At 35.6% G+C, this 23,153-nt stretch carries 24 protein-coding genes; 9 read left to right on the forward strand and 15 right to left on the reverse strand.

The genetic code is table 11. The annotated features are described in order from the left end of the window. Positions 1–1,066: Cj0814 family flagellar-dependent secreted protein (locus CCZ01_RS10340; protein ID WP_112051954.1), on the forward strand; the 1,066-nt coding region annotated here is incomplete at its 5' end. Between the two features lie 79 nt (positions 1,067–1,145). Here the strand turns inward: CCZ01_RS10340 and waaA are convergent. The 6 genes from waaA to gpmI all read right to left on the reverse strand — a co-directional run bounded on the left by waaA (position 1,146) and on the right by gpmI (position 6,800). Continuing rightward, on the reverse strand, positions 1,146–2,363 hold the full coding sequence (gene waaA, locus CCZ01_RS04040) for a lipid IV(A) 3-deoxy-D-manno-octulosonic acid transferase (protein WP_112051955.1): 1,218 nt from the start codon (positions 2,361–2,363) through the stop codon (positions 1,146–1,148). 8 nt (positions 2,364–2,371) lie between these two features. After that, entirely contained in the window at positions 2,372–3,181 is an 810-nt protein-coding gene (locus tag CCZ01_RS04045) for a zinc ribbon domain-containing protein (protein ID WP_112051956.1), read from the reverse strand. A gap of 8 nt (positions 3,182–3,189) precedes the next feature. After that, a complete protein-coding gene (locus CCZ01_RS04050) occupies positions 3,190–3,921 on the reverse strand; it encodes a Nif3-like dinuclear metal center hexameric protein (protein ID WP_112051957.1) in 732 nt (243 codons plus the stop codon). Then, positions 3,905–4,786: a glycine--tRNA ligase subunit alpha gene (glyQ, locus tag CCZ01_RS04055; protein ID WP_112051958.1), complete on the reverse strand. Its 882-nt coding sequence runs from the start codon at positions 4,784–4,786 to the stop codon at positions 3,905–3,907. The genes CCZ01_RS04050 and glyQ overlap by 17 nt, the downstream gene beginning before the upstream one ends. 114 nt (positions 4,787–4,900) lie before the next feature. Next, on the reverse strand, positions 4,901–5,302 hold the full coding sequence (locus tag CCZ01_RS04060; protein ID WP_112051959.1) for a pyridoxamine 5'-phosphate oxidase family protein: 402 nt from the start codon (positions 5,300–5,302) through the stop codon (positions 4,901–4,903). Between the two features lie 13 nt (positions 5,303–5,315). Next, a complete protein-coding gene (gpmI, locus tag CCZ01_RS04065; protein ID WP_112051960.1) occupies positions 5,316–6,800 on the reverse strand; it encodes a 2,3-bisphosphoglycerate-independent phosphoglycerate mutase in 1,485 nt (494 codons plus the stop codon). A gap of 84 nt (positions 6,801–6,884) precedes the next feature. Between gpmI and mraY the strand changes: the two genes are divergently transcribed. The 3 genes from mraY (at position 6,885) to CCZ01_RS04080 (ending at position 9,828) form a co-directional block, all read left to right on the forward strand. After that, complete coding sequence (gene mraY, locus CCZ01_RS04070) at positions 6,885–7,943, forward strand: phospho-N-acetylmuramoyl-pentapeptide-transferase (RefSeq protein WP_112051961.1); 1,059 nt, start codon at positions 6,885–6,887, stop codon at positions 7,941–7,943. A 9-nt stretch (positions 7,944–7,952) separates the two neighbouring features. Next, positions 7,953–9,167 carry a UDP-N-acetylmuramoyl-L-alanine--D-glutamate ligase gene (murD, locus tag CCZ01_RS04075; protein ID WP_112051962.1) on the forward strand — a complete coding sequence of 405 codons (1,215 nt, stop codon included), beginning with the start codon at positions 7,953–7,955 and terminating at the stop codon, positions 9,165–9,167. Positions 9,168–9,264: 97 nt separating this feature from the next. Then, entirely contained in the window at positions 9,265–9,828 is a 564-nt protein-coding gene (locus CCZ01_RS04080) for a class I SAM-dependent methyltransferase (RefSeq protein ID WP_112051963.1), read from the forward strand. Here CCZ01_RS04080 and CCZ01_RS04085 read toward each other — a convergent pair whose 3' ends face one another. From CCZ01_RS04085 to CCZ01_RS04125, 9 genes are all read right to left on the reverse strand, one after another. Next, positions 9,829–10,842 (reverse strand): ABC transporter permease, encoded by a 1,014-nt coding sequence (locus tag CCZ01_RS04085; RefSeq protein WP_112051964.1) that lies wholly within the window; start codon positions 10,840–10,842, stop codon positions 9,829–9,831. It lies immediately after the preceding gene. Next, complete coding sequence (yejB, locus tag CCZ01_RS04090) at positions 10,839–11,912, reverse strand: microcin C ABC transporter permease YejB (RefSeq protein WP_112051965.1); 1,074 nt, start codon at positions 11,910–11,912, stop codon at positions 10,839–10,841. Before yejB ends, CCZ01_RS04085 begins: the two co-directional genes overlap by 4 nt. Positions 11,913–11,974: 62 nt before the next feature. Further along, positions 11,975–12,604, reverse strand: coding sequence for a recombination protein RecO (recO, locus tag CCZ01_RS04095; RefSeq protein ID WP_112051966.1), 630 nt, complete (start codon positions 12,602–12,604; stop codon positions 11,975–11,977). An 8-nt stretch (positions 12,605–12,612) separates the two neighbouring features. Further along, entirely contained in the window at positions 12,613–13,152 is a 540-nt protein-coding gene (locus CCZ01_RS04100) for a TIR domain-containing protein (protein ID WP_181566305.1), read from the reverse strand. Positions 13,153–13,403: 251 nt separating this feature from the next. Further along, positions 13,404–14,402: a hypothetical protein gene (locus tag CCZ01_RS04105; protein ID WP_112051968.1), complete on the reverse strand. Its 999-nt coding sequence runs from the start codon at positions 14,400–14,402 to the stop codon at positions 13,404–13,406. A 53-nt stretch (positions 14,403–14,455) separates the two neighbouring features. Then, positions 14,456–14,977 carry a hypothetical protein gene (locus CCZ01_RS04110; RefSeq protein ID WP_112051969.1) on the reverse strand — a complete coding sequence of 174 codons (522 nt, stop codon included), beginning with the start codon at positions 14,975–14,977 and terminating at the stop codon, positions 14,456–14,458. Positions 14,978–15,046: 69 nt separating this feature from the next. Next, complete coding sequence (locus CCZ01_RS04115) at positions 15,047–16,000, reverse strand: hypothetical protein (protein WP_112051970.1); 954 nt, start codon at positions 15,998–16,000, stop codon at positions 15,047–15,049. A 132-nt stretch (positions 16,001–16,132) separates the two neighbouring features. Next, the gene (gene rny / locus CCZ01_RS04120; RefSeq protein WP_112051971.1) at positions 16,133–17,707 is read right to left on the reverse strand and encodes a ribonuclease Y; all 1,575 of its coding nucleotides are present in this window, start codon (positions 17,705–17,707) and stop codon (positions 16,133–16,135) included. Next, the gene (locus tag CCZ01_RS04125; protein ID WP_112051972.1) at positions 17,616–18,305 is read right to left on the reverse strand and encodes a 5-formyltetrahydrofolate cyclo-ligase; all 690 of its coding nucleotides are present in this window, start codon (positions 18,303–18,305) and stop codon (positions 17,616–17,618) included. Before CCZ01_RS04125 ends, rny begins: the two co-directional genes overlap by 92 nt. Positions 18,306–18,366: 61 nt before the next feature. Between CCZ01_RS04125 and thrB the strand changes: the two genes are divergently transcribed. Genes thrB through CCZ01_RS04150 form a run of 5 tightly spaced genes read left to right on the forward strand, consistent with a single transcriptional unit; the run spans position 18,367 to position 22,994 of the window. Beyond that, complete coding sequence (thrB, locus tag CCZ01_RS04130; protein ID WP_112051973.1) at positions 18,367–19,251, forward strand: homoserine kinase; 885 nt, start codon at positions 18,367–18,369, stop codon at positions 19,249–19,251. Between the two features lie 23 nt (positions 19,252–19,274). Further along, the gene (locus CCZ01_RS04135) at positions 19,275–19,529 is read left to right on the forward strand and encodes a YlxR family protein (RefSeq protein ID WP_112051974.1); all 255 of its coding nucleotides are present in this window, start codon (positions 19,275–19,277) and stop codon (positions 19,527–19,529) included. Further along, complete coding sequence (infB, locus tag CCZ01_RS04140) at positions 19,511–22,195, forward strand: translation initiation factor IF-2 (RefSeq protein WP_112051975.1); 2,685 nt, start codon at positions 19,511–19,513, stop codon at positions 22,193–22,195. Before CCZ01_RS04135 ends, infB begins: the two co-directional genes overlap by 19 nt. After that, entirely contained in the window at positions 22,192–22,557 is a 366-nt protein-coding gene (gene rbfA / locus CCZ01_RS04145; protein WP_112051976.1) for a 30S ribosome-binding factor RbfA, read from the forward strand. The genes infB and rbfA overlap by 4 nt, the downstream gene beginning before the upstream one ends. After that, positions 22,554–22,994, forward strand: coding sequence for a ribosome maturation factor RimP (locus CCZ01_RS04150; RefSeq protein WP_112051977.1), 441 nt, complete (start codon positions 22,554–22,556; stop codon positions 22,992–22,994). Before rbfA ends, CCZ01_RS04150 begins: the two co-directional genes overlap by 4 nt. Positions 22,995–23,153 lie beyond the last annotated feature (159 nt).

Here is a 23,153-nt window from a genome sequence, read left to right on the forward strand (position 1 = left end):
TGTTGATGCAGATGGTTACTTTACAAGTGATTTTAATGAAAAGGCTGGAATACCAAAAGATTTTAGAATACGTGCAGCAGATATGCAAAAGTTTGTAGAGTCACAAAAGCAATCCATTTTTGCAACTCACACTGGCATTGACATTGCAAAAACATTTGGAAATGCTTATAAACTTTTTTCACAATTGGTAACTGATTCTCCAAAATATGGAGAGAATTTTTCTAAAGAGCAAATTAATGCTTTACCAAAGGCGTTTGAATTTGACACTAAGACTTTTGAGGTTAATCAGACATTTAATACAACACTTGATAAATTGCTTTCACAGGGATTTCAGGTGGACAAAAATCATCAAATAGGGCAGACTTTTGTTAATACTCCGAGTGATTCTCTCTCTAAGGGAGATGCATTACTTGCATTTTTAGAGGGTAGCGATAGCAACCTCTTTAAAGTTCCATTAACTTCTTCGTTAATGGATGGCGACACAACAATTCTAGGTAAACTTTTGGGGTATGATAATAATTTAAGTGAAGGCGAGATTCGTAGTTTTGTTAGTTTTATGAATGTAAATGCTATGCAAAGTGTTTTAGGTGGTTCTTCTGGATGGGGTGGTATTCTAGCTGATAGAATAATGCTAAATATGCAAGCAACTACAGCTAGAAGTTGGGATATGAATGGTAAGCTTGTGCAGACCGCCCAAACATTAGCTGAAGAATATGAAAGTATGATTAATTCGGATATGAGTTTAGAGGAATTTAAAGAGAAATATCTTGCATTCAAGAAAAGGTATGATGAATTTGCAGAAGAGTTTAATGCGGCTTATCAAGACAAACTTTCAGCAAAACCATTACCTAAAGATTCTTTGATTGGAAATCTACAAGAAGAACACGAAGAAAATCAAAAACCCTTTAAACCTATTCAAGGAGAAAGTGATAATACAGAAACCTATCAAGATGAATTTAAAAAAACATTCTTTGAACGTTTCTTAAAAGCAGAACAAGAAAAAGGTAATGACATTACAGAAATCTTGGAACAACTTTCTAAAATAGGGTATAAGTTTTCGGGGTAATTCTATAGAAAAGTAAAATGTTTACCTTGATTTTAAAGGGCTAGATAATGAATTCTAAACTTTTTTAAAAAAATTTATTTTATGAATAAATTGCATTGAAAAAATCCTGCGGATTCATTTCAAGTTGGATATAGGTGGGTGGGAGTTTATCCAAATGTTGAATTTTCTGCGGTAATTCCTGTATATCAATCAAATTTGCGTTTTTAATGGCTTCAAAAAGCGGAATCTGATTAAAAATTTCTTTTCCACTCACTAAAGGTTTACGAAAATAAGCAACCTCTAAAGGATTATGCCCTCCAATAGGTAAAAATGACCCACACAACACAACCAAAGAAGCAATCGCATAGAATTCAATCAGCTCTCCTAAACTATCCCCCAAAAAAATATCAGTCGTAATATTTTCGCTTTGAGAACGTCTTGAAAAGCTTAAAGAAAATTCTTGACAAAAAGATTCTAGTAGATGACTTACTTCATCAAAACGTTCAGGATGGCGGGGAATTACGGCAAGAATAAAAGGTGGAATGCGAGGCTCTGTTTTATTAAAGGTGCGGTAGGTTTGTTTCAATACATCAAGCAACATTGTTTCTTCGCCCTTATGTGTACTTGCAAGTACAACTAATGGGCGCTTTGTAGGAGTAAATTTATATTGCACAACGGGTTGATTCAATAATTTTAAATTACCGCTGACCTGAATGTGGTTTGCTCCTATCTCCGCTAGTCGTTTTTTGTCGTGAATACTTTGTGCGAACACGCAATCCACATAAGTAAATAAACGCCGATAAAACCAAGCAAATCGTAAATATTTTGGATAGGAACGTTCTGAAATTCTTGCATTCAGCAAATATGTTTTAGCACCCTTTGCTTTTGCAATAAAAAAAAGTTCATACCAAAATTCAGCCTCCAACACAAAAAGCTTTTGTGTTGGTTTTGCCCAAAACATCAAAAGTGGTTCAAAAGGTAAATAACACACTTCACATATTAAAGAATTGCGAAATTCCTGTTTGAATGCAAGAGCTTGATTAAAACCGGTTTGTGTTGTGGTTGTGATGAGAACATTACATCTTTGCTTACTGGCAAGTTCTACTAACAAAGGCTTCAAAGAGGCTGTTTCCCCCAAAGAACAACTATGAAACCAGTATTCAAAACTTTGGAATTCAGGAGATATACGATTTGAAAATAAAAAAAATCTTGCAGGCAGGGAATGGCGATATTTTTTCTTAAAAGCAAGAATAATCACTAAAAAAGACATTACACATTCAACACCCCACAAAAAAACAAGATAAAAAACCCGAAACACTTTTTATCCTATTCAGCTTCCTCTAAAGATAAATTTTCTGCGTCCTCAACAACTTTAGCTTTTTTTGTGCGCACCTTGCTTGTCTTATCTTCTGCAGGTTCTGGAGAAGATAATTCTGGTTTAAAATAAATAATACGACCGCAATGAGGACAAGTAATAATGTTCTCACTCTTGATTACATCTGCAAAAATTTTATCATTTAATCGAATAAAGCACCCTCCGCACGCTTGTTTATATATAGGCACAACACTTGTATTTTTTGCCCATTTACGAATCTTCTCATAAAAAGAAATAATTTTCTGGTCCATATCCGCTACCAACTTATGTTTTTCCTGAAAAACCTCATCGCGTTGTTGGTGAATAGAATCAAGCTTTTCTTTAACAGCCTGCTCTAATTTTTGTTCTTCAGCATTCAACTGCTGAATCTGATTTTCTAATTTGCTAATTTCCTCTTCTTTAGCCGCCTTATTTTTACCTAATCGCTCAATCTCCTCATTAGCAAAAGTAACTTGCTCTTTTGTAATCTCATCTTCTAAGCTTAAAGCCTTATTTTCTTTTTCTGTTTTAACCATTTTCCATTTTTTAGCAATGTCCTCAAGCTTCTTATTTAATTCAGCCAAATGGGCATCATTTTTACCTAATTTCAAGGAAACCTCTTTGACTTCATCTTGAAAATTACTAATCTCATTTTGCAAAGATTCTTTCTTCTTAAGAATACGATTTATATCTGCCTTTGCTTCAGCAATTCTTATCTCAAAAGAATCAATCTCTTTATCAATTTTAGAGATATCAATTAACTGCTTTAAATATTTATTCATGTCCTCTCCTATTCACATATGAATGGGTTACAACTCTCTAATGTTGTCGCTTGTATACCCTGCTCCTGCAAACTACGTTGCAAAAATTGACAAAAAAAGCGTTCGCTCTCATAATGCCGAATATCAAAAATACTTTTACCTAAACTTTTTGCAATCATTCCATCATGATAACGCATATCACCACTTAAAAGACAATCTGTCTGAATCTGGTCAATCATAGATGCTCCAGCTCCGCTAACCAATGTGCCATGACGATAAAAAGGCTGTGGAGAAGCAACAAAAACCTGCTTTAACCCTAACCTCTCCTTGATTCTACACACCAAATCAATATGACTCAACTCAATTCTAAAAGTTGCAACATAACCTTGAGAATAAACCTCATCAAAGCCTAAAATCTCTTGTGCAAGCAACCTTGAAAGATGTGTTTTATCAAAATTCGTATGCAAAGCAATGAGCGTAATATTCTTTTGTATCAAAGGTTGTAAAAGATTTGCAGGATACTCCTGCACATAAAACCTTTTTAGTGGCTTAAAAATCAATGGGTGGTGCGTAATCAAGGCAACATTACATGGAAGTTGTTCAATCACCTCAAAAGTCGCCTCCAAAGCAATAAAAATCTCATTGACTACCAACGAAGAACCAACATTTAAACCTGAATTATCCCATGATTCTTGCAACTCAAAAGGTGAGATATAATCTAAAATTTTTAAAAGTTCTGTGATTTCAAAGTGTCTTTGCATGGGCTAATCTCTGCATTCTTTGAGGCTCTTGATTTTTATAAAGTATCGCACATTCTTTTGCCAAATCACGGATTTTTAAAATATAATTCTGTCTCTCCGTAACCGAAATAGCCTTTCTGGCATCAAGCACATTGAAGCAATGGCTCGCATACATCACGCAGTCATAAGCTGGCAGGGGAAGTTCAGCCATAATGGCTTGCTTAGATTCTTCCTGATACGCATCAAAAAGCATAAAAAGCCTCTGTGTTGAAGCGACTTCAAAGTGATAGGTTGAAAATTGAAATTCACCCTCCAAATGCACATCAGCATAACTGAATTGCTCATTCCACTGAATAGAGAAAATATCCTCAATGCCTTGCAAATACATACAAAGCCGTTCTGTTCCGTAAGTAATTTCTACAGGAACGGGCGAACAAGTCATTCCACCAACTTGTTGAAAATAAGTGAACTGTGTAACTTCCATTCCATCAAGCCACACTTCCCAACCTAATCCCCACGCACCGAGCGTTGGGGACTCCCAATTATCCTCTACAAAACGAATATCATGCTTACGAACATCTAGCCCCAAACATTCAAGGCTTTTTAGGTAAAGCTCCTGAATATTCTCTGGACTTGGCTTAATTAAAACCTGAAATTGATAGTAGCTACCTAAGCGATTAGGGTTCTCACCATATCGTCCATCTGTGGGTCTTCTACTTGGAGCAACATAAGCTACACTCCACGGGGTTGAGTCAAGACTTCTTAAAAGAGTTGCGGGGTGAAATGTCCCCGCTCCAGCCGGAATATCATAAGGTTGCACAACTAAACAACCCTGCTCTTTCCAAAATAGTTGCAATTTCAACAACAAATCTGAGAAACTGATCACCGACTCTCCTTATAAAAAATAAACTATAGTTTTTTCTTTATTTGTTTTTATGCACATCTTAGAATCTAAGATTTTATCTAAAAACAGCTTAAAAACGATTGAACACAAATATTTTTATGGTAGCTCCCAACGTTCCTTAACTCCATTCTTATTATATTCAACAAAAACATTACTTAAAAAAATTACCCCAAATAATGGATTATTAATACTCTTAAATCCTCTTTTGGCATATTCTCTCTGTAAATACAATTCTTTCACCTGCAAATTATCACTAATATTCGCTTTCGCATTCAAACGCATCCACGAAAAATCAGACAAACAAAGGCATAAACTAATTGCTGAATGTTTTTGAATCTGTGCAAACATTAACTTCTCGGTATTCATGCAAAACCAAATTCGCCCATCAAATTCTAAAGTGCTACCTATAGGACGACAAAAAGGTTGCCCATCCTCCAAAGAACATAAAATAGGAATTCCGCTTTGCAAGAATGCGACTGTTCTTTGTAAATTCTCCATCTTAACTACCTTTCTAAAAAAGAGGTTTTTCCATCTCACAAGGAATCTGCATTCCCATCACCTTCAAAACACTGGGTGCAATATTGGCTAAACTCCCATCATTAACACAATTTACCCCTTCAGCATAAATAAAACACCACACTTCACCAACTGTATGATTTGTTAATGGCTTTCCTGAATAGTCCGCCATTTCCTCGCAATTTCCATGGTCGCTTGTTAATACAATACCATAATTTAATTCTTGTGCCAACTCAAAGATTCTTCCTATCTCTTTATCTACAGCCTCAACGGCTTTAATAGCAGCCTCAAAATTACCTGTATGCCCTACCATATCACCATTTGCAAAATTAACAACAATAAAATCAAATCCATCTTTCATACCCTGCAAAACCACTTCAGCGACTTCTCTTGCCGACATTTCTGGTTGTAAATCATAGGTTTTCACATTTGGGCTTGGAATCAATATCCGCTCCTCACCCTTAAATGCCTCCTCTTTTCCACCGTTAAAGAAAAAAGTAACATGGGCATATTTTTCTGTTTCTGCCGTATGGAGTTGTTTGAGTGAGGCCATTGAGAGAATTTCTGCAATAGTATTTTTCACTTTTTCTTTAGGAAATAAAACAGGATACGGAAAACGTTCATCGTAACAAGTCATTGTTGCAAGCAAACCCAAAGGTCTATAATCTCTGCGAGAAAAATCACTTAATTGTGCTTCACCTAAAAATGTAACAATTTCACGCATACGATCGCTTCTAAAATTCACACAAAGCAAACCCTCATTCTCCCCAAATCCTGAATATTGATGAAAACAAGCCGGTTGCACAAACTCATCACTAATACCTTCTTTTAGCTGATTTGCAATATACTCTAAGGGTGAAATACTTTGCAGATTCTTCCCTAAAGCAATCACTTCATAAGCCTCATTGACACGTTCAAACCGCTTATCTCTATCCATTCCATAAAATCTTCCACCCACGCTTGCAAGGATTACTTTAGGCATTATTGCAATCTCATCTAAAAGTTTACGCAAAAATTTTTCTGCAGTTTGGGGTGGGACATCACGCCCATCTGTAAGAGCATGAATTCTCACTTCCTTATTTTGTGCGTGAAAAATTCTAATTAGAGCAAGGAGATGTTCAATATGTGAATGCACGCCACCATCGCTTAATAACGCAAGTAAATGCACCACATTACACGAAAAAAAATCCTGAATGATAGGGTGCTTTTGTAAGCTTTGGTTTTTGATTGCTTGATTGATTTTCACCAAATCTTGATATAAAATTCTTCCACTGCCAAGCGACATATGCCCAACTTCGCTATTTCCCATCTGCCCATCTGGAAGTCCTACAAATTCTCCATAGGTTTTAATCATACCAAAGGGCACTTCTTTAAAAAGTCGTTCATAATTTGGCTTAAAAGCAGCATCAAAAGCATTATAAGGATTCTTTGGCTTATAACCAATTCCATCTGTAATTACTAAAACACATTTTTGCTTCATCTTTTATCCACTCCTTATAACATATAAGCTAGAATTCTACCCTATTTTTTGAAAAATCGTTAATTTTCGTAAAGTGAGACATAAATGCTATATTATCTTTGGGAAACACTCAACATTAATCTTTTTAATTACATTACCTTTAGGGCTGGAGTGGGCTTTTTTATAGCTTTCTTTATCACACTTTTTCTAATGCCCCGCTACATTCGTTTTGCTGTAGCAAAAAAGGCAGAACAGCCCATTTCAGACTACGCACCAAAAAATCATCAAAATAAGGCGGGAACTCCTACAATGGGGGGGATAGTGATTGTTTTTGCAACACTCATTGCCTCACTTTTTAGCGGGCGACTAGATAATTTTTATTGTATTTTAGGTATGCTAGCTTTATTGCTTTTTTCTCTGGTAGGCATCCGCGATGATTCTACAAAAATTTTTATGCGCAACAATAGTGGGCTTTCTTCTAAAACAAAATCATTTCTTCTATTTTTGGTTGCAGGATTCTTAAGTTTTAGTCTTTATATTTATGGGTTACAAACAAGTCTCTACATTCCTTTTTATAAATTGCCACTTTTTGATATGCAAGGGTTTGCCATTTTATTTTGGATTCTTGTTTTAATAACGACACCTCATGGCGTAAATGTAACAGATGGGCTTGATGGGCTCGTCAGTGTGCCTTCAGTTTTTACCTTAATGACACTTTGCTCTTTTGTGTATATTAGTGGCAACATTATATATAGTAATTATTTATTTTACCCTTATATCCAGGGTGTCGGTGAAGTTTCTGTTGTCGGGGCTGCATTGCTTGGTGCAATTATTGGATTCTTATGGTTTAATTGTCATCCGGCACAGGTTTTTATGGGCGATAGCGGCTCATTAGCTATCGGTGGCTTTGTAGCTTATTGTGCAATTATTTCAAAAAGTGAATTTATCCTATTTTTTGCTGGTTTTATTTTTGTAATTGAAGCTTTTTCCGTCATTATTCAACTCACCTCCATTAAAATATGGAATAGAAAAGTTTTTTTAATGGCACCATTACACCATCATTTTGAAATCAAAGGCTGGGCAGAAAATAAAATTATTGTTCGCTTTTGGATTATTGCCTTAATGAGTAACCTTATTGCCCTTTTAAGCTTTAAGATTCGCTAGGAGTATGGAATGAATATTTCAATTTTTGGATACGGCACAACAACAAAACCATTGGCAAAACAGTTAGCACCTGTGAAGATATTTGATGATACATTCAAGGCTATCACGCAAGATGAAAATGGAAATTTGCTCTGCCCTGCAAAGACCTTTCAGCCCGAAAAAAGTGATTTAGAAATCACAAGTCCCGGTATTTCACCCACAAATCCATTGATTTTACAAGCAAGGAATCTCATTAGTGAATATGATTACTTTGCAGATGTGATGCCTTTTAGCATTTGGATTAGCGGTAGTAACGGAAAAACAACAACAACAGAAATGACTCAAGCCCTTTTTTCCCAAAAAGGAAGCGTGATGGGCGGAAATATTGGTATTCCTCTTGCACTCTTAGATAAAAATGCCCCTATATGGGTACTTGAAACAAGTTCCTTTACTTTACATTATACACAAAAAGCATCCCCTAATCTTTATTTATTACTTCCCATCACCCAAGATCACATCAGCTGGCATCATAGTTTTGAGGCATACCAAAATGCAAAACTCAAACCCCTCTTAAGTATGAAACAAGGTGAAATTGCTCTGATCCCTAGTGAATTAAAAACACACCCTTTTATACAAAAATCCTATTGTGAAACCATCTTTTATGACAACACACAACATTTGGCCTCCTTATTTGATATTCAACTCACACAAATTCCATTCAAAGAACCTTTTTTGTGCGACGCAACTTTAAGTCTTGCAGCCTACAAGATTATCTTTGATAACCTCCCTTATGAACGATTGCACACATTTAAAATCGGTAAACATAAACTAGAGGAACATTTTGATTCTTCAAATCGATTATGGGTTAGCGATAGCAAGGCAACAAATGTTGACGCTACACTAAAAGCACTAGAATGTTACCAGAACTTATTTATTCACCTTATTTTAGGAGGAGATGACAAAGGGGCAAATCTAATCCCCTTATTTGAACGTATGCAAAATCTCAACATACGGCTTTATTTAATTGGAAGTAATGCAAAGCGACTAGAATCCCTTGCACGACAATATCGTTTAGATTTTGTCTTGTGCTTTGAATTAAAACAAGCAGTACAAAATATTCAGCAAACTCTAAAATCTTCTCAAGAAGTTGCCTTACTTTCCCCTGCTGCAGCCAGTTTAGATCAATTTAGCTCTTACAAGCAAAGAGGTGAGGAATTTTTTAAATATAGTCAAGCTATTGTATAACCATTCACATTCTTGATAAAATATAGAATCTTATCATACTATAAAGAAAGAAGTTTTATAATATAGACTTATTTTGCTAGTAGTTATGAGGTGAAGAATGCTTATTCAATACATTAAACATCCTAAAAGAACGGGTGCTCTTTGTTCTAGCTCAAAAAGTTTAAGTTATACCATCACTGAAAATATTGGCTTGGAACAAGCGGAATATATTGCAGAAATTGGTCCTGGAACAGGTGCCTTCACAAATTTTATTTTGAAAAAAAAATCTCCACAAGCGACTTTCTTTGCTGTTGAAATTAATGACGAAATGGCTAGTAAATTGCGACATAAAAATATTGATGTTGAAACCGGTTCTGCCGAACATTTAGCAAAAATGATGGAAAAACGCAATATCCCCCACTTAGATGCGATTGTCTCAGGAATTCCATGGGCATTGCTCGGACAGAAAGAACAAGATAGATTATTAATGAGTATTTATAATGGACTAAAGGAGGGTGGCTATTTTGCAACCTTTGCCTATGCCTTGCCAACCCTTGCCATTCCATCGCTACCCGCAAGAAAATTCCGTAAAAAAATTTACGATATTTTCAGCGAGGTAAAAACCTCAAAAATTATGTGGCAGAATATCCCGCCTGCCTTTGTTTATTATTGTAAAAAATAATTAACCATTTCTAGGGTCAAAAGCATCACGTAAACCCTCGCCAATAAAAACCAAAACAGACAACAAGAACGCAATAGAAATAAATGCGGAAATTCCTATCCAAGGGGCGTAGAGATTCTCTTTTGCCTGATTCAATACCTCACCTAAACTCGGCGAACCAACAGGTAGCCCAAAACCCAAAAAATCTAACGAAGTCAACATTGTAATAGAAGAGCTTAGAACAAAAGGCAAGAAGCTTAAAATTATCGGAAAAGCATTAGGTAAGATATGTTTAAAAATAATTCTGCAATCACTCGCACCTAATGCCTTGCTAGAGCGAACATAATCCAAATTTCTCCCTCGCAAGAATTCTGCTCGCACAACATTCACAAGCCCAACCCAAGAAAATAAAGATAAAAACAATAAAAGCCACCAAAAAGAAGATTCAATGACGCTTGAAAAAATAATCACCAAAAATAAAACAGGCATAGATGAATAAATCTCTACAAATCTTTGAGAAAATAAATCAATTTTTCCACCATAATAACCCATTATCGCACCAACAATAATCCCTATTATTGAACTAAAAAATGTTAACAATAAACCAAATGCTAGAGAAATAGCATAGCCATAAATCAAGCGACTTAGCAAATCCCTGCTTTGATCATCTGTGCCAAGAAAATTCTTAGAATCTGGTGGAGTGGGAGCAACATCTGAAAGTCCCATAATAATTGTGTCATAACGATAAGGAATGGGCGGAAATAAAAGCCAACCTTTAGATTGAATTAACTCTTGAATGTAGGAATCATGATAATTTGCTTCACTTTCAAAATCACCGCCAAAAGTCGTTTCAGGGTACGTCTTAAAAATTGGAAAATACCACTGCTGATTAAAAGAAACAACTAAGGGGCGATCGTTTGCAATAAAAGGAGCAGCAATGCAGATAAATAAAATCATACCAAATAAATATAAAGAATACTTTGCTCTTTTGTTCGCAAAAAATTTTTGTATTCTTTTTTTATTTAAGGTATTCATGAACGTGCCTCAAAATCAATACGTGGGTCAATCAATTTATAACTAATATCGCTAATTAAAGTTGTAATAAGCCCGATAAGTGTAAAAATATAAAGTGTGCCAAAAACAATTGGATAATCTCTATTTAAAGCCGCTTCATACCCTAACAACCCTAATCCATCTAAAGAAAAAATAATCTCAATAAGCAAAGAACCACTTAAAAAAATCCCCACAAATGCAGCTGGGAATCCAGAAACAACAATCAACATTGCATTTCTAAAAATATGTCCATAAAGAATCTGCCTTTCATTTGCCCCCTTTGCCCTTGCTGTTAAAGTATATTGTTTGGAAATTTCTTCTAAAAAAGAATTCTTACAAAGTAGGGTTAAAGAAGCAAAACCCCCAAGAGTTAAGGCTGTAACAGGTAAGGTAATATGCCACAAATAATCAATAATCCTTTCAAAAAAACCCAAATTCTCACTATAATCACTACTTAATCCTTTTAGAGGAAAAATCTCCAAAAAACTCCCTCCGGAAAATAAAATAATCAACAAAATAGCAATCAAAAAAGTAGGAATTGCATGGCATATAATTACGACAAAACTTGTCGCAATATCAAAAGAAGAATGGTGTTGCACAGCTTTTTTAATCCCTAAAGGAATAGAAATTAAATAAATAAAAAGAGTACTCCAAAGTCCTAAAGAGACAGACACAGGCAATCTTTCAATGACCAAATCAAGCACTTTTTGTTGCTTATAAAAACTCTCTCCAAAATCAAAAATAATATAATTACGAACCATCATCAAATAACGTTCCCAAAGCGGTTTATCAAAACCATAAAGTTTCTGAATTTCAACAATCAATTCCTTATCTAATCCACTTGAAGCCTTATAAGAATGTTGCAGTAAGGAAACCTCTCCACCGTAACCAAAACCACCTTTTGCACTATCCCCATCAATGTTTTCGATCTGTGCCAACATTCTTTCCACAGGTCCTCCGGGTGCGGTTTGAATAATAAAAAAATTAATTGTAATGATTGTAAATAAAGTGGGGATAATTAAAAATAATCGCTTTAAAATATAAATTAACATCAAACACCTTGAAATAAATTGAAAATATGGATATATTTTAGCACAGTTCTCCCAATCTCTATTTACAAACCGCCCTGCATAATTTCCCACAAAATATTAACTTCTCTATCTTCCAAAAAAAGTGTTTCTTTACTTTTTAATAACTGCTGAATACGTCCAACCTGTAAAAGCGGATACGAAAGTGTTTTTGGAGAACATTCAAAACACATACCCAAGAAGGAACGAGCAATAGCGACATTCTCACCCAATGTTTGCCCACAAATAAAACAATGCTCCAAAGAATGAATACGACCCTCAAAAGCCAAAATCTCAACATAAACTTCAACAAGGACACGCTTTGGATTTTGTCTTACAAGACGTTTTGTCGATAACTCTAACAACTCATAATAAAAAGAATCGATAACTTCAACTCCCCTTAGATGTAAAAAGAGCAACCTCAAAAACCCTTGCCATAAATGACGCTTTAAATGATCTCTTTCCCACACAAACCCCAAATGTAAAACTTCTCTTAAACGCGGAATATTGCGTGCATTCTGAATATCAACCAAAAAATCGATTTTAAAGCCAACTGAAATTGTGCTGTGTCGAATTCCATAAAAACGATACAAATGCAAAATCTCTTGGGATGTTAAAATATCAACCCAAATGTCTTCGTTGTTAGCGGGCTTAACAGAAAGGATAAATCCCTGCAATTTATTTCTTAATTATAGAGTTCACGATCCATAATCGCATCTGTTACCCAGCCATGAATATATTGTTTAATATACTCATAAACTTCTTGACTATTACGACTCGGTGGCTCATAAACAGAAGTAATGTCTGAAAGTTGCTTTCCATCAATATTAATCAATTCAAACGGATTTCTACCTTTAATTGTGGGCTTATGTGCAACATCATCACAATTATGAATATGAACACCAAAAACACCCTTATTTGCACGCCAAGCTTTTTCAATTTGATACAAAACAAGATCTCTTTCAGCAGTTTTAGAGCCAATAAGCACAATCAAACAACTTGCTATATCGATATTTTTATCAAACCAACCCTTAACGACATCTTCGCCCTTTGTCATCACGGCCTGCCACTCTTGAGGCGTAAAGATTTTTTGTCCTGTTATGCTTGTCAGCTGAGAGGCAAGACTATAAACGCGCCAATGGTCATCTCGTCCATCAAAACAATAAAATACACGCCATTTTTTATTTTTTTCTTTTTTAATGTCTAATCCATCAAAAATTCCCATTGTAATCCTTTCATAAATTAAACAACCATACGTCATTATCATACATTCAGTTTGCTTAATCCTCTATGAAATAAAATTTATAAAATAATTTGTGGCTTCCTGAATCCCTCCATTCATTACCATGTGCTTGAATGGAGATTATGATTACCTTGAATGCGTTAGTAGCAAAAATTTTTATGGCACTTGAATCTTGGAATCAATTTTTATTGTTCATTAAGAGAGAATAAAAAAGATTATTTATAATTGATTCATTATGCTTTTTTTGAAAGCATTTGTGAAAGTAGGCTTCCTTGAGAATCTGCTTTTATTTCTTTTACTTTGCTTAGAATCTCTTGTTTTTTAGATTCTAAATCTTGGGTTGGTTTTTTGTTTGATTCTGAAGAAGTAACATTAAACATTTCAAATAAAGTTTTTGTTGTGTCAACTTCTGAACCTATATTTGCTCCGCGTTGAATAAAGTTTTGTAAGGATTCTTGATTAGAATCAGAAAGCATATGTTCCCAATCGTTCTTCCAGTTATTATCCCAGTAAAGTTCCATTTTGCTTAGAGATTCTAATACTGCCTTTTTGTCTGTAGGAGAAAGGATGTCTTGGGCTTTAGCAAAAAATTTCCCAAAGCTAGCAATAACCGCACCTGTTTCACCACCATAAACTTGTATCCAATCCCTTACGCTACGGTATTCACTATTTTCTGCTCTTATTAGATCTTTTTCTATGAGATTTTCTACAGAATCAACCAACATCTCTTTAGTTATCTCTAATCGCCTTGGGGAATCCTCTATGAATGCCTTTTCACATATAAGTGAATTGGTCAATTTGGAATCTGGTTCTTTTTTAAATTGTATCTTAAGCACTTCATTCATCTTATTTTCTAAAAAAGCTACACTTTCCTTAAAGTCAGATTGAGTGAGATTTTGGTTACTTGTATAGAGGTTATTATAAACAGAAGAAAGATCTTCACCAAACTTTCTAGAATCAGAATCCCATTCAGAACCCCATTCAATCTTCAACTGATGCTTTACACGTTCAGGTGTGGGTAAAAATTGTTTGTCTTCAAGTCTATATGTAAACCAACTTGAAAACCAAGTTTTTATTTCATCAACAGAGGTTTGAATTTCCTCATCAATTAATGTTTCATTAATATTTTGCTTTTGAGATTCAAGTTGAATCGAAAAATCTTGTGGAATATTCTTAATCCCTTGTGAAAGAGTAGAATAATTTTGTTGAATCTGTTGTGATGAAATACGCATATTTGCTCCTTAAAATTTAATAATTAAAAAGCAAATATTGTTCCATATTTATCTTATTTGCCTACCAAATCAGGGATATAGTGCCCGAATGCTTTGTTAACTTTGACAAAAAAGGGGGCTGTTTGAATAAAATTCCTTACATTCTTATTTCTTTTATTATAGGCAACAACCTTTGTTGTATACTGCCCAGTATACTTATCATAAGTTGCCTTGAAAGCTACAATCTCATTTTCAGGCTCTACAATGGTAATCCACTTAAAATCAAGATAGTTTTGAGCATTTGGTCGTTCATCTCCATAGATTGCAGCTGTATGGGTTCTTACTTCATCTTCTGTTAGATACAATTCATAGAAAGCGTTATAGTAACGATTCATTACAGTGTATGATTCCTGTGGGGAAAGGTTCATCCTTATACCCCCTTTCACTTGCCTTTCTTCTTCCTCTGTTAATATTTGCACACCTTTAGAATGATCGCTAAGTGCACCATTGGTTACCTTCGCTAAAATATCATTTGTTGCAAATGCTGGAGCGCACATTAGAACACCGATTGACATTGAAAAAATAAATTTTTTCATGATTTCCTCCTATTATTATTTTTGTTAATTATATTATGTTTTTACTGAATCATCAATAGGAGTTACATTCTATGCTTTTTTTGAAAGCATTTGTGAAAGTAGGCTTCCTTGAGAATCTGCTTTTATTTCTTTTACTTTGCTTAGAATCTCTTGTTTTTTAGATTCTAAATCTTGGGTTGGTTTTTTGTTTGATTCTGAAGAAGTAACATTAAACATTTCAAATAAAATTTTTGTTGTGTCAACTTCTGAACCTATATTTGCTCCGCGTTGAATAAAGTTTTGTAAGGATTCTTGATTAGAATCAGAAAGCATATGTTCCCAATCGTTATTCCAATTTTTTTCCCAATAGATATCCATTTTGCTTAGAGATTCTAATACTGCCTTTTTGTCTGTAGGAGAAAGGGTATCTTGAACATTAGAAAAGAACACCCCAAAAGCTGCACGTGTATGGTAGGTAACCTGCCAATGCCAACCTAATTGTTCGGATACCATTTTACCTGCTTGCTCCTCCTCACCCACACGCACTGCACTTTCAACTAACTCAACCAAACCCAAAAAAGCATTCCTGCTTTCATCAACTCTATCCGCAGCTAGATGGAGCATATCTTTTGCCTCTAAAAGATTGTTGACTAGGGGAGAATGCGGATCTTTCATATATTCTTTTTCAAGAATCTCATTCATCTTTTTTTCTAAAAATTGCACACTTGACTGATAATCAGATTTACTCACAATCGTATTTTTATCATATAACTCATTCCAAACAATAGAAACTTCCTCATGAAACCGAGCCCGCCTTTCAGCATTCTCGATAGAGCCAGTCCATGACTGTGAAGACACAACATAATCTTTCTGTTGAATTCGCTTGGCAATCTCAGCCTGAATTTCATTAGATGTTGCACTCTCTTTTTCTTTTGTATTTTCATCACCAATTTGAGCTTGAATCGAAAAATCTTGTGGAATATTCTTAATCCCTTGTGAAAGAGTAGAATAATTTTGTTGAATCTGTTGTGATGAAATACGCATATTTGCTCCTTAAAGTTTAATAATTTAAAAAGCAAATATCATTCCATATTTATTTTATAATTTCTATATCCAAGATTTATTTCATTACTTCATTCCATCTCTATCACCAAGCTAAAATACACTCCACCATCCCTAATGTGCCATACTCACAGCGCGTACCTCACGAATCACACTAACCTTTACATCACCCGGATACTGCACACGCGACTCAATTTCTTTAGCAATCTCATCTGCCAACAAAACACTTTCACCATCGTTTAGAATGTCGGCATTCACAATAACCCTTAATTCCCGCCCAGCATTAATCGCATAAGCCTGCGTAACACCGCATTTGGCAACCGCAATTTCTTCAATCTCTTTAACGCGATTCAAGAAATTTTCAAGTACTTCCCGCCTTGCTCCAGGTCTCGCACTTGAAAGTGCATCAGCAGCACAAACAGCTGCACACTCGATACTTTTAATCTCCTCATGTCCATGGTGTGCCATGATTGCATTTAAAACAATAGGGTGTTCATTATAACGTTGACATACTTCTTCACCCAAAGTAACATGGCTACCCTCAAAATCATGCGTCAATGCCTTGCCAATATCATGCAAAAGCCCTGCTCGTTTAGCAATTTTAACATCACCGCCTAATTCACCTGCAATCAAACCCGCCAAATGTGCAACCTCTAAACTATGCCCAAGTGCATTTTGTCCATAACTTGCACGATATTTTAAACGTCCTATCAACTTCTTTAGTTCTGTATGCATATTCACACTTAAGCCTAACTTCAGCAAAACATCTTCACCCTCTTCTAGAATCTTCTCCTCAAACTCTTGCTTTACGCGTTCAAAGATTTCTTCAATGCGTGCAGGTTGAATATGCCCATCTTCTACCAAACGCTCAATAACCCTTGTTGCAATCGCACGACGATACAAATTAAAACTACTCAAAACAATCGCATTAGGCGTATCATCAATAATAATATCAACGCCTAAGAGCATTTCTAAAGCCTTGATATTCCGCCCTTCTTTTCCGATAATACGCCCTTTTAGTTCATCGTTCGGAAGAGAAACGACATTAATTAACCGTTCTGACGCAAACTCTCCTGCAAAACGCGTTGTTGCCTGTGCCAAAATATAATTTGCTTTTCGACGCCCTTCTTCACGTGCCTCGTTCTCGTATTTTTTGACAATCGTTACAATCTTGTCTTGTGCAGATTCTGTTGCATATTGAATCGCTAATTCTTTTGCTTGATCTTTTGTGAATGACGCCACATTACAAAGAATCTCCAATAATTCATCTAATTTTTTTGCATAATCTTTTCTTAATTTTTGTTGTTGACGCATCTCACTCTCTAGTACTCTTTTCTTCTCTCCAATCTCAATTTTTTCCATTTCAAGAACAGAAAGCTTATGATCAAGAATTTGCTGATTTTTACTTTCTTGTTGCTCTAAACGAATCAAACGACTTTCATATTCCTTAGAAATCTTTGAGACCTCATTTTCATAATGTGAACGTGCACTCATCTCCACTTCTTTTGCTCGAATATTCGCATCTTTAAGTAAAGATTCTGCCTCATATTCAATTGCCTTTGCCTTTGCATAAGCCTTTTCAAGGTGCAATTTACAATCAACAGAGTGCATTCTTTTTGAAATAAGATAAGCACCGCCCCCTGCAACTATGGCTGATACGACGGAACTTGAAATAATCCATTCTAGCATACGACACCGCCTTTACAAAAATGCCTTCTCGTGTGATCACCATATTTGCTTCAGCATCATAATCATTGGTTATAGAACAAGATGTATAATAAAGCTCCCGCGAAATAAAAATAATTAAAGGCTTAGTTTTAAGCCGTTCCAAGAACCTATCATACATACCCTTACCATAGCCTACTCTTTTAAAATTCCTATCCATACCTAGTATGGGAATCACCACAATATCGGCATTCTCTGAATTAAAATGTGAATTATATGGCTCTTTTAAGCCAAATTTCTTTAAACCTACCGGTAGCCTAAATTTTACCATTTTGAAACTGATATTTTCCATAAGAGGAACAAAAGCCTGAACACCCCTAAAAGCTCTCATCTTATATAAAACAGGGCGAATATCAGCTTCCAAAGGAAGTGGCATATAAAAAAGAATTCGCATTTTACAAGGATTTTTTTTCTTAAAATCTTGCAAGCATCTTCCCAAAACAAAAAGTAACGAGGAACAAATTTTTTTATCCTCTACATTAAAATTCTTTCTTCGCTGAATCAAGTTAGTTTTTGCGGTTTTTCTCAATGTCTGTTTATCTTTTGCATTCACATTTACCATAATTATGCAACCTAAAGTATTTTTTTGAGTATAATAACATAAAAATTTCTAAGGGATAACATTGACAATAAAAGTTCCTGCAACAAGTGCAAATCTAGGTCCTGGTTTTGACACGCTAGGTTTAGCACTTTCATTGAAAAATCGCTCTATCATCAAACCTTCTCGCATCACAAGCATTCAAGTTCGTGGGGAGGGTTCTAAGAATCCTAAACTTTGTGTGGATAACATTTTTGTAAAAATTTTCTATGAACATTTTTATCGTCTTACAAATTCTAAGGAACAATTTCGCTTCCAATTTGAGAATGAGATTCCTATTTCAAGGGGTCTTGGTAGTAGTTCAGCAGTGATTGTAGGTGCAATTGGTTCTGCTTATATGATTGCAAAACAACCTTTTACACATAGCGAAATTCTTGCTTTAGCCCTTAAATATGAACCACACCCTGATAATATCACACCCGCTTGCGTAGGTGGATTCACAACAGCACTCACACAAAAAGATAAAGTAAGATTCTTAAAAACAAACATTCCTGATTCTTTAAGGGCGGTTGTAGTCGTACCCGACCACGCAATTTCAACCGCCTATTCGCGTCTAAGCCTACCCAAAAAGTATACGCAAAAAGAAGTTATCTTTAATCTTTCGCGTAGCTCTATGCTCACAGCTGCATTCTTCAGTCACCGCTGGGAGGCTTTGAGGGAAGCAAGTAAAGATAAATTGCATCAAAACATTCGTATGCGAGGCTTTCCTATTCTTTTTGATGTCCAACAAACCGCATTCAAAGAAGGGGCGTTAATGAGTACGCTTTCTGGTAGTGGCTCTAGTTTCTTCAATATGTGCTACAAAGACGATGTAAAGAGGCTTTCTAAAAAGCTTTCTTCTAAGTTTCCTCACTTCAAAATTTTCGAACTTTCTTTTGATGATAGAGGATTAGAGAAAATTACAGATTGATTTTAGCCGAAATAAGGTAAAATATGCCAATCCCTATTAGAATGTGTATCCAATGCAAGAGTCGAGTCGCACAAAATAGCCTTATCCGTTTGCAATCGCAGGATTATAGCAGGATTGTGTTTTATCGTGGTTATGGGCGCAGTTTTTACCTATGTAAGGATTGCATAAATCACCCTAAAACTGCACATTCTATATGCAAAGTTTGTAAGATAGACAAACGTTTAAAAGATGTCATCGATGAGAATTTAAAGGAGATTATTTGTCATCACAAAAGATAAGAATCTATGAAGTAGCCAAAGAATTAGGCAAACCTAGCAAAGAAATATTGGAGAAAGCAATAGAGTTCGGGTTAAATGTTAAAGCACCTTCAAGTAGTATAACGATTGAAGAAGCGGGTAAATTGCAAGAATTTATTATGAACCCCCCCATATCCGCTAGCACCCCACCAAAAGACTATTCAAAGTCTGTAGAGGATAAAAAGCAAGACGAAGAAAAAAACAAAGAGGGGATTCAAGGCAAAAAAGAACCCTCTACATCTCCAAAAACAAAAGAATACACACATTCTCCTATAGAAGAAAAACCGCAAAAAAGAGGGATTGTTAAAATAGAAAGAAGTCCGAAACCTGCATTGGATGAAGAAAAGAAGCCAATTCAAGAGGTAATTCAGCAAAAAGAAATCCAGGTTGCACCACCTAAGCAAGAAATTCAAGAATCCAAAGGAGAACCTACGAGAAAGCGCATGGGGCTTAGGATTGTTAAAAAACGTAGTGAGGAGATCCATAAAACATCCGCCGATACCACTTCACATTCAGCTTTCAAGGGCGACCATAAGGCAGTCGCGTCACTCCTGATGAATTCTAGCACAGAAGACTCTAAAAAGAAGAAACGAACAGAAAGAAAGAAAAATATTGTGCAAAGCCATAAAAAAGGCGAGCAACGGCTTGATTTATTAAGTAATCGTGATTTTGATCATTTTGATGGAGACGATGAAGAAGATGAGATGATTTTATTTGACCTTACTGTTCGTGATGATTCTTTTGATGATGAAGAACAAGAATTTGAACGTGTTCAAAAACCGCGTCGCGATAGCCACACTCATCGCCCTCACAAAAATATAGAGAAGGACAAAAAAGAACAAAAACAAACCCAACGCCCAACGCCCCCTCCAGAACCTCCAAAGCCTAAGGACAATACAATCAAAATTCCTGAAGGAATCCGTGCTTATGAATTTGCCGACAAAGTGGGTTGTGGGCTTTCTAATGTTATCAAAATTCTTTTTGATTTGGGCATGATGGTTACAAAAAATGACTTTCTTGATAAAGATTCCATTGAGATTCTTGCTGAAGAACTTGCGGTAAAAGTTATTGTTGAAAGCGATAGTGAAGCCTTAGATTATGTTATTGAAGAACAAGAAGCTGATGAAGAAAATCTTAGCACTCGCCCACCCGTTGTCACAATCATGGGGCATGTCGATCATGGTAAAACTTCTTTACTAGATAAAATTCGCAATACAAAGGTTGCCTCTGGTGAAGCGGGAGGAATCACACAACACATTGGTGCATACACGATCTCAAAAAATGGAAAAGCTATTTCTTTTATTGATACGCCGGGACATGAAGCATTCACAGAAATGCGTGCAAGGGGGGCTGGGGTTACAGATATTGTCATCATTGTTATTGCTGCTGATGATGGCATTAAAAAACAAACTATCGAAGCCCTTGACCACGCAAAGTCTGCCGGTGCACCCATCATTATTGCGGTGAATAAAATCGATAAACCCGATGCAAACCCTGATAAACTCAAATCAGAGGCATCAGAGTTAGGCTACACACCCATAGAATGGGGTGGAGATTATGAATTTATCCACATTTCAGCTAAAACCGGTGAAGGAATTGATACGCTCTTAGAAACAATCCTTATTCAAGCGGAGATTTTGGAGCTTAAAGCAAATCCAAATGCGACTGCTAAAGCTGTTGTTATTGAAAGTAGCCTTGAAAAAGGAAAAGGGCCAGTTGCAACCGTAATTGTCAAGAATGGAACACTTAGTATTGGTGAAAGTATTGTTGCAGATACCACATATGGGCGCGTACGTGCATTAATTGATGATACAGGTAAAAATATCAAAAGTATTGGACCTTCTGAAGTAGCTGTTGTAACAGGATTAAATGAAGTTCCAGCTGCAGGAGCGATTTTAATGGCTGTAAATAGTGATTCAAAAGCTAGAGAGTATGCCGAAAAACGTTCTTCATACTTGAGACAAAAAGCGTTCTCTCGTTCTACAAAAGTCAGTCTTGACGAATTAAGTGCAATGGTTGCTGAGGGACAACTTAAAAATTTACCAGTCATCATTAAAACAGATACTCAAGGGAGCTTGGAAGCTATTAAAGGGAGCTTGGAAAAAGTGCGTAACGATGAAGTCAAGGTTAATATTATCCATTCGGGTGTTGGCGGAATCACAGAGAGTGATGTTTTACTTGCACAAACGAGCGATTTGAGTGTGATTTTAGGTTTTAACGTGCGTCCTACCGGCATTGTTAAGAGTCGTGCAAGAGAATTAGGTGTAGAAATCAAGACCTACTCTATCATTTACGATCTCGTCAATGAAATCAAAAGCGTTCTTAGCGGTATGATGTCTCCTATTATTGAGGAAGAAAGTACTGGGCAAGCTGAAGTTCGCGAAACATTCAGAGTGCCAAAAATTGGTACAGTAGCGGGTTGTTTTGTCAATGATGGCGTGATTCAAAGAGGAATCAAGGCAAGAGTAATTCGCGATGGTATTGTAATTCATAATGGCTCTATTGCTTCACTCAAACGTTTCAAGGACGATGCAAGGGAGGTTTCTAAAGGTTTTGAGTGCGGTATTATGATTGATGGTTTCAATGATATTGTGATTGGAGATGTCATTGAAACCTATAAAGAAATTCAAAAAAGTAAAAGTCTATGAAAGAACAACAGATTAGACAAAAACGTTTTGAATCCTTATTGCTAGAGTTAATTAATGAAGGTTTTTGCGAATTGAATGATTCAAGAATTAATGGACTTGTTGCAGTTAGAGTAGAAGTTTCAAGAGGAAAATATGACGCACAAGTTTTTCTTGATTCAAGTTTTATTCAAGAAACAGAAAAAAAAGAAATCCAAAAACGACTTAAAATTGCTTCAGGTGCAATCCGCGATTACTGTTTGCAATCTTCAGGCTGGTTTCGTTGCCCTAAATTGCACTTTGCTTTTGATAATTCACTCAAACAAACCCAAAAACTAGATGCTCTCTTTGCACAAATAGAAAAAGAAAGGGAGGGGAGAAGGTGAAAATCTCTCAAGAACTAGCCAAGCAAATTCAACAAATTGTAGAATCCACAGACTGTATTCTTTACGATATCACAACGCCCATAGAGAATAACCAACAAATTCTACGCGTAAGCATTTATCATAAAAATGGCATTACTCTTGATAAATGTGAGGAAATTAGCACCCTTTTATCACCGCTCTTAGATGTTGAGGACCCTTTTGTGCAAGATTATATGCTAGAAGTTAGCTCACCTGGTGTGGAGCGTCAACTCAAGAATTTAAAACATTATCAATACGCGGTAGGCGAAAGAGTCCGTATTCGTTTGAATGACAAAACAGAATGCAAAGGGGAATTAATCAATGTTACAGAGGAAGGGATAGAAGTAAAAAATAATAAAGGGATTCAAAAAATCTCTTTCAGCGAAATATATAAAACTTTCACTTACTTTGAGTGGTAATTTGATAGCCTCTTTTGTAACTTCCCATAAACTTATAAAGTGCTAAAATTGATTTTGTTGCTTTCCTGGCTTTGCTAGTTACAATGCTATTCGTTACTAAATCGCATTATGAAGTTTTTTTAGAGATACAAATCTGATTTGAATTAAATCTATTTGCTT

Source organism: Helicobacter monodelphidis (assembly GCF_003288845.1).
Taxonomy (GTDB): domain Bacteria; phylum Campylobacterota; class Campylobacteria; order Campylobacterales; family Helicobacteraceae; genus NHYN01.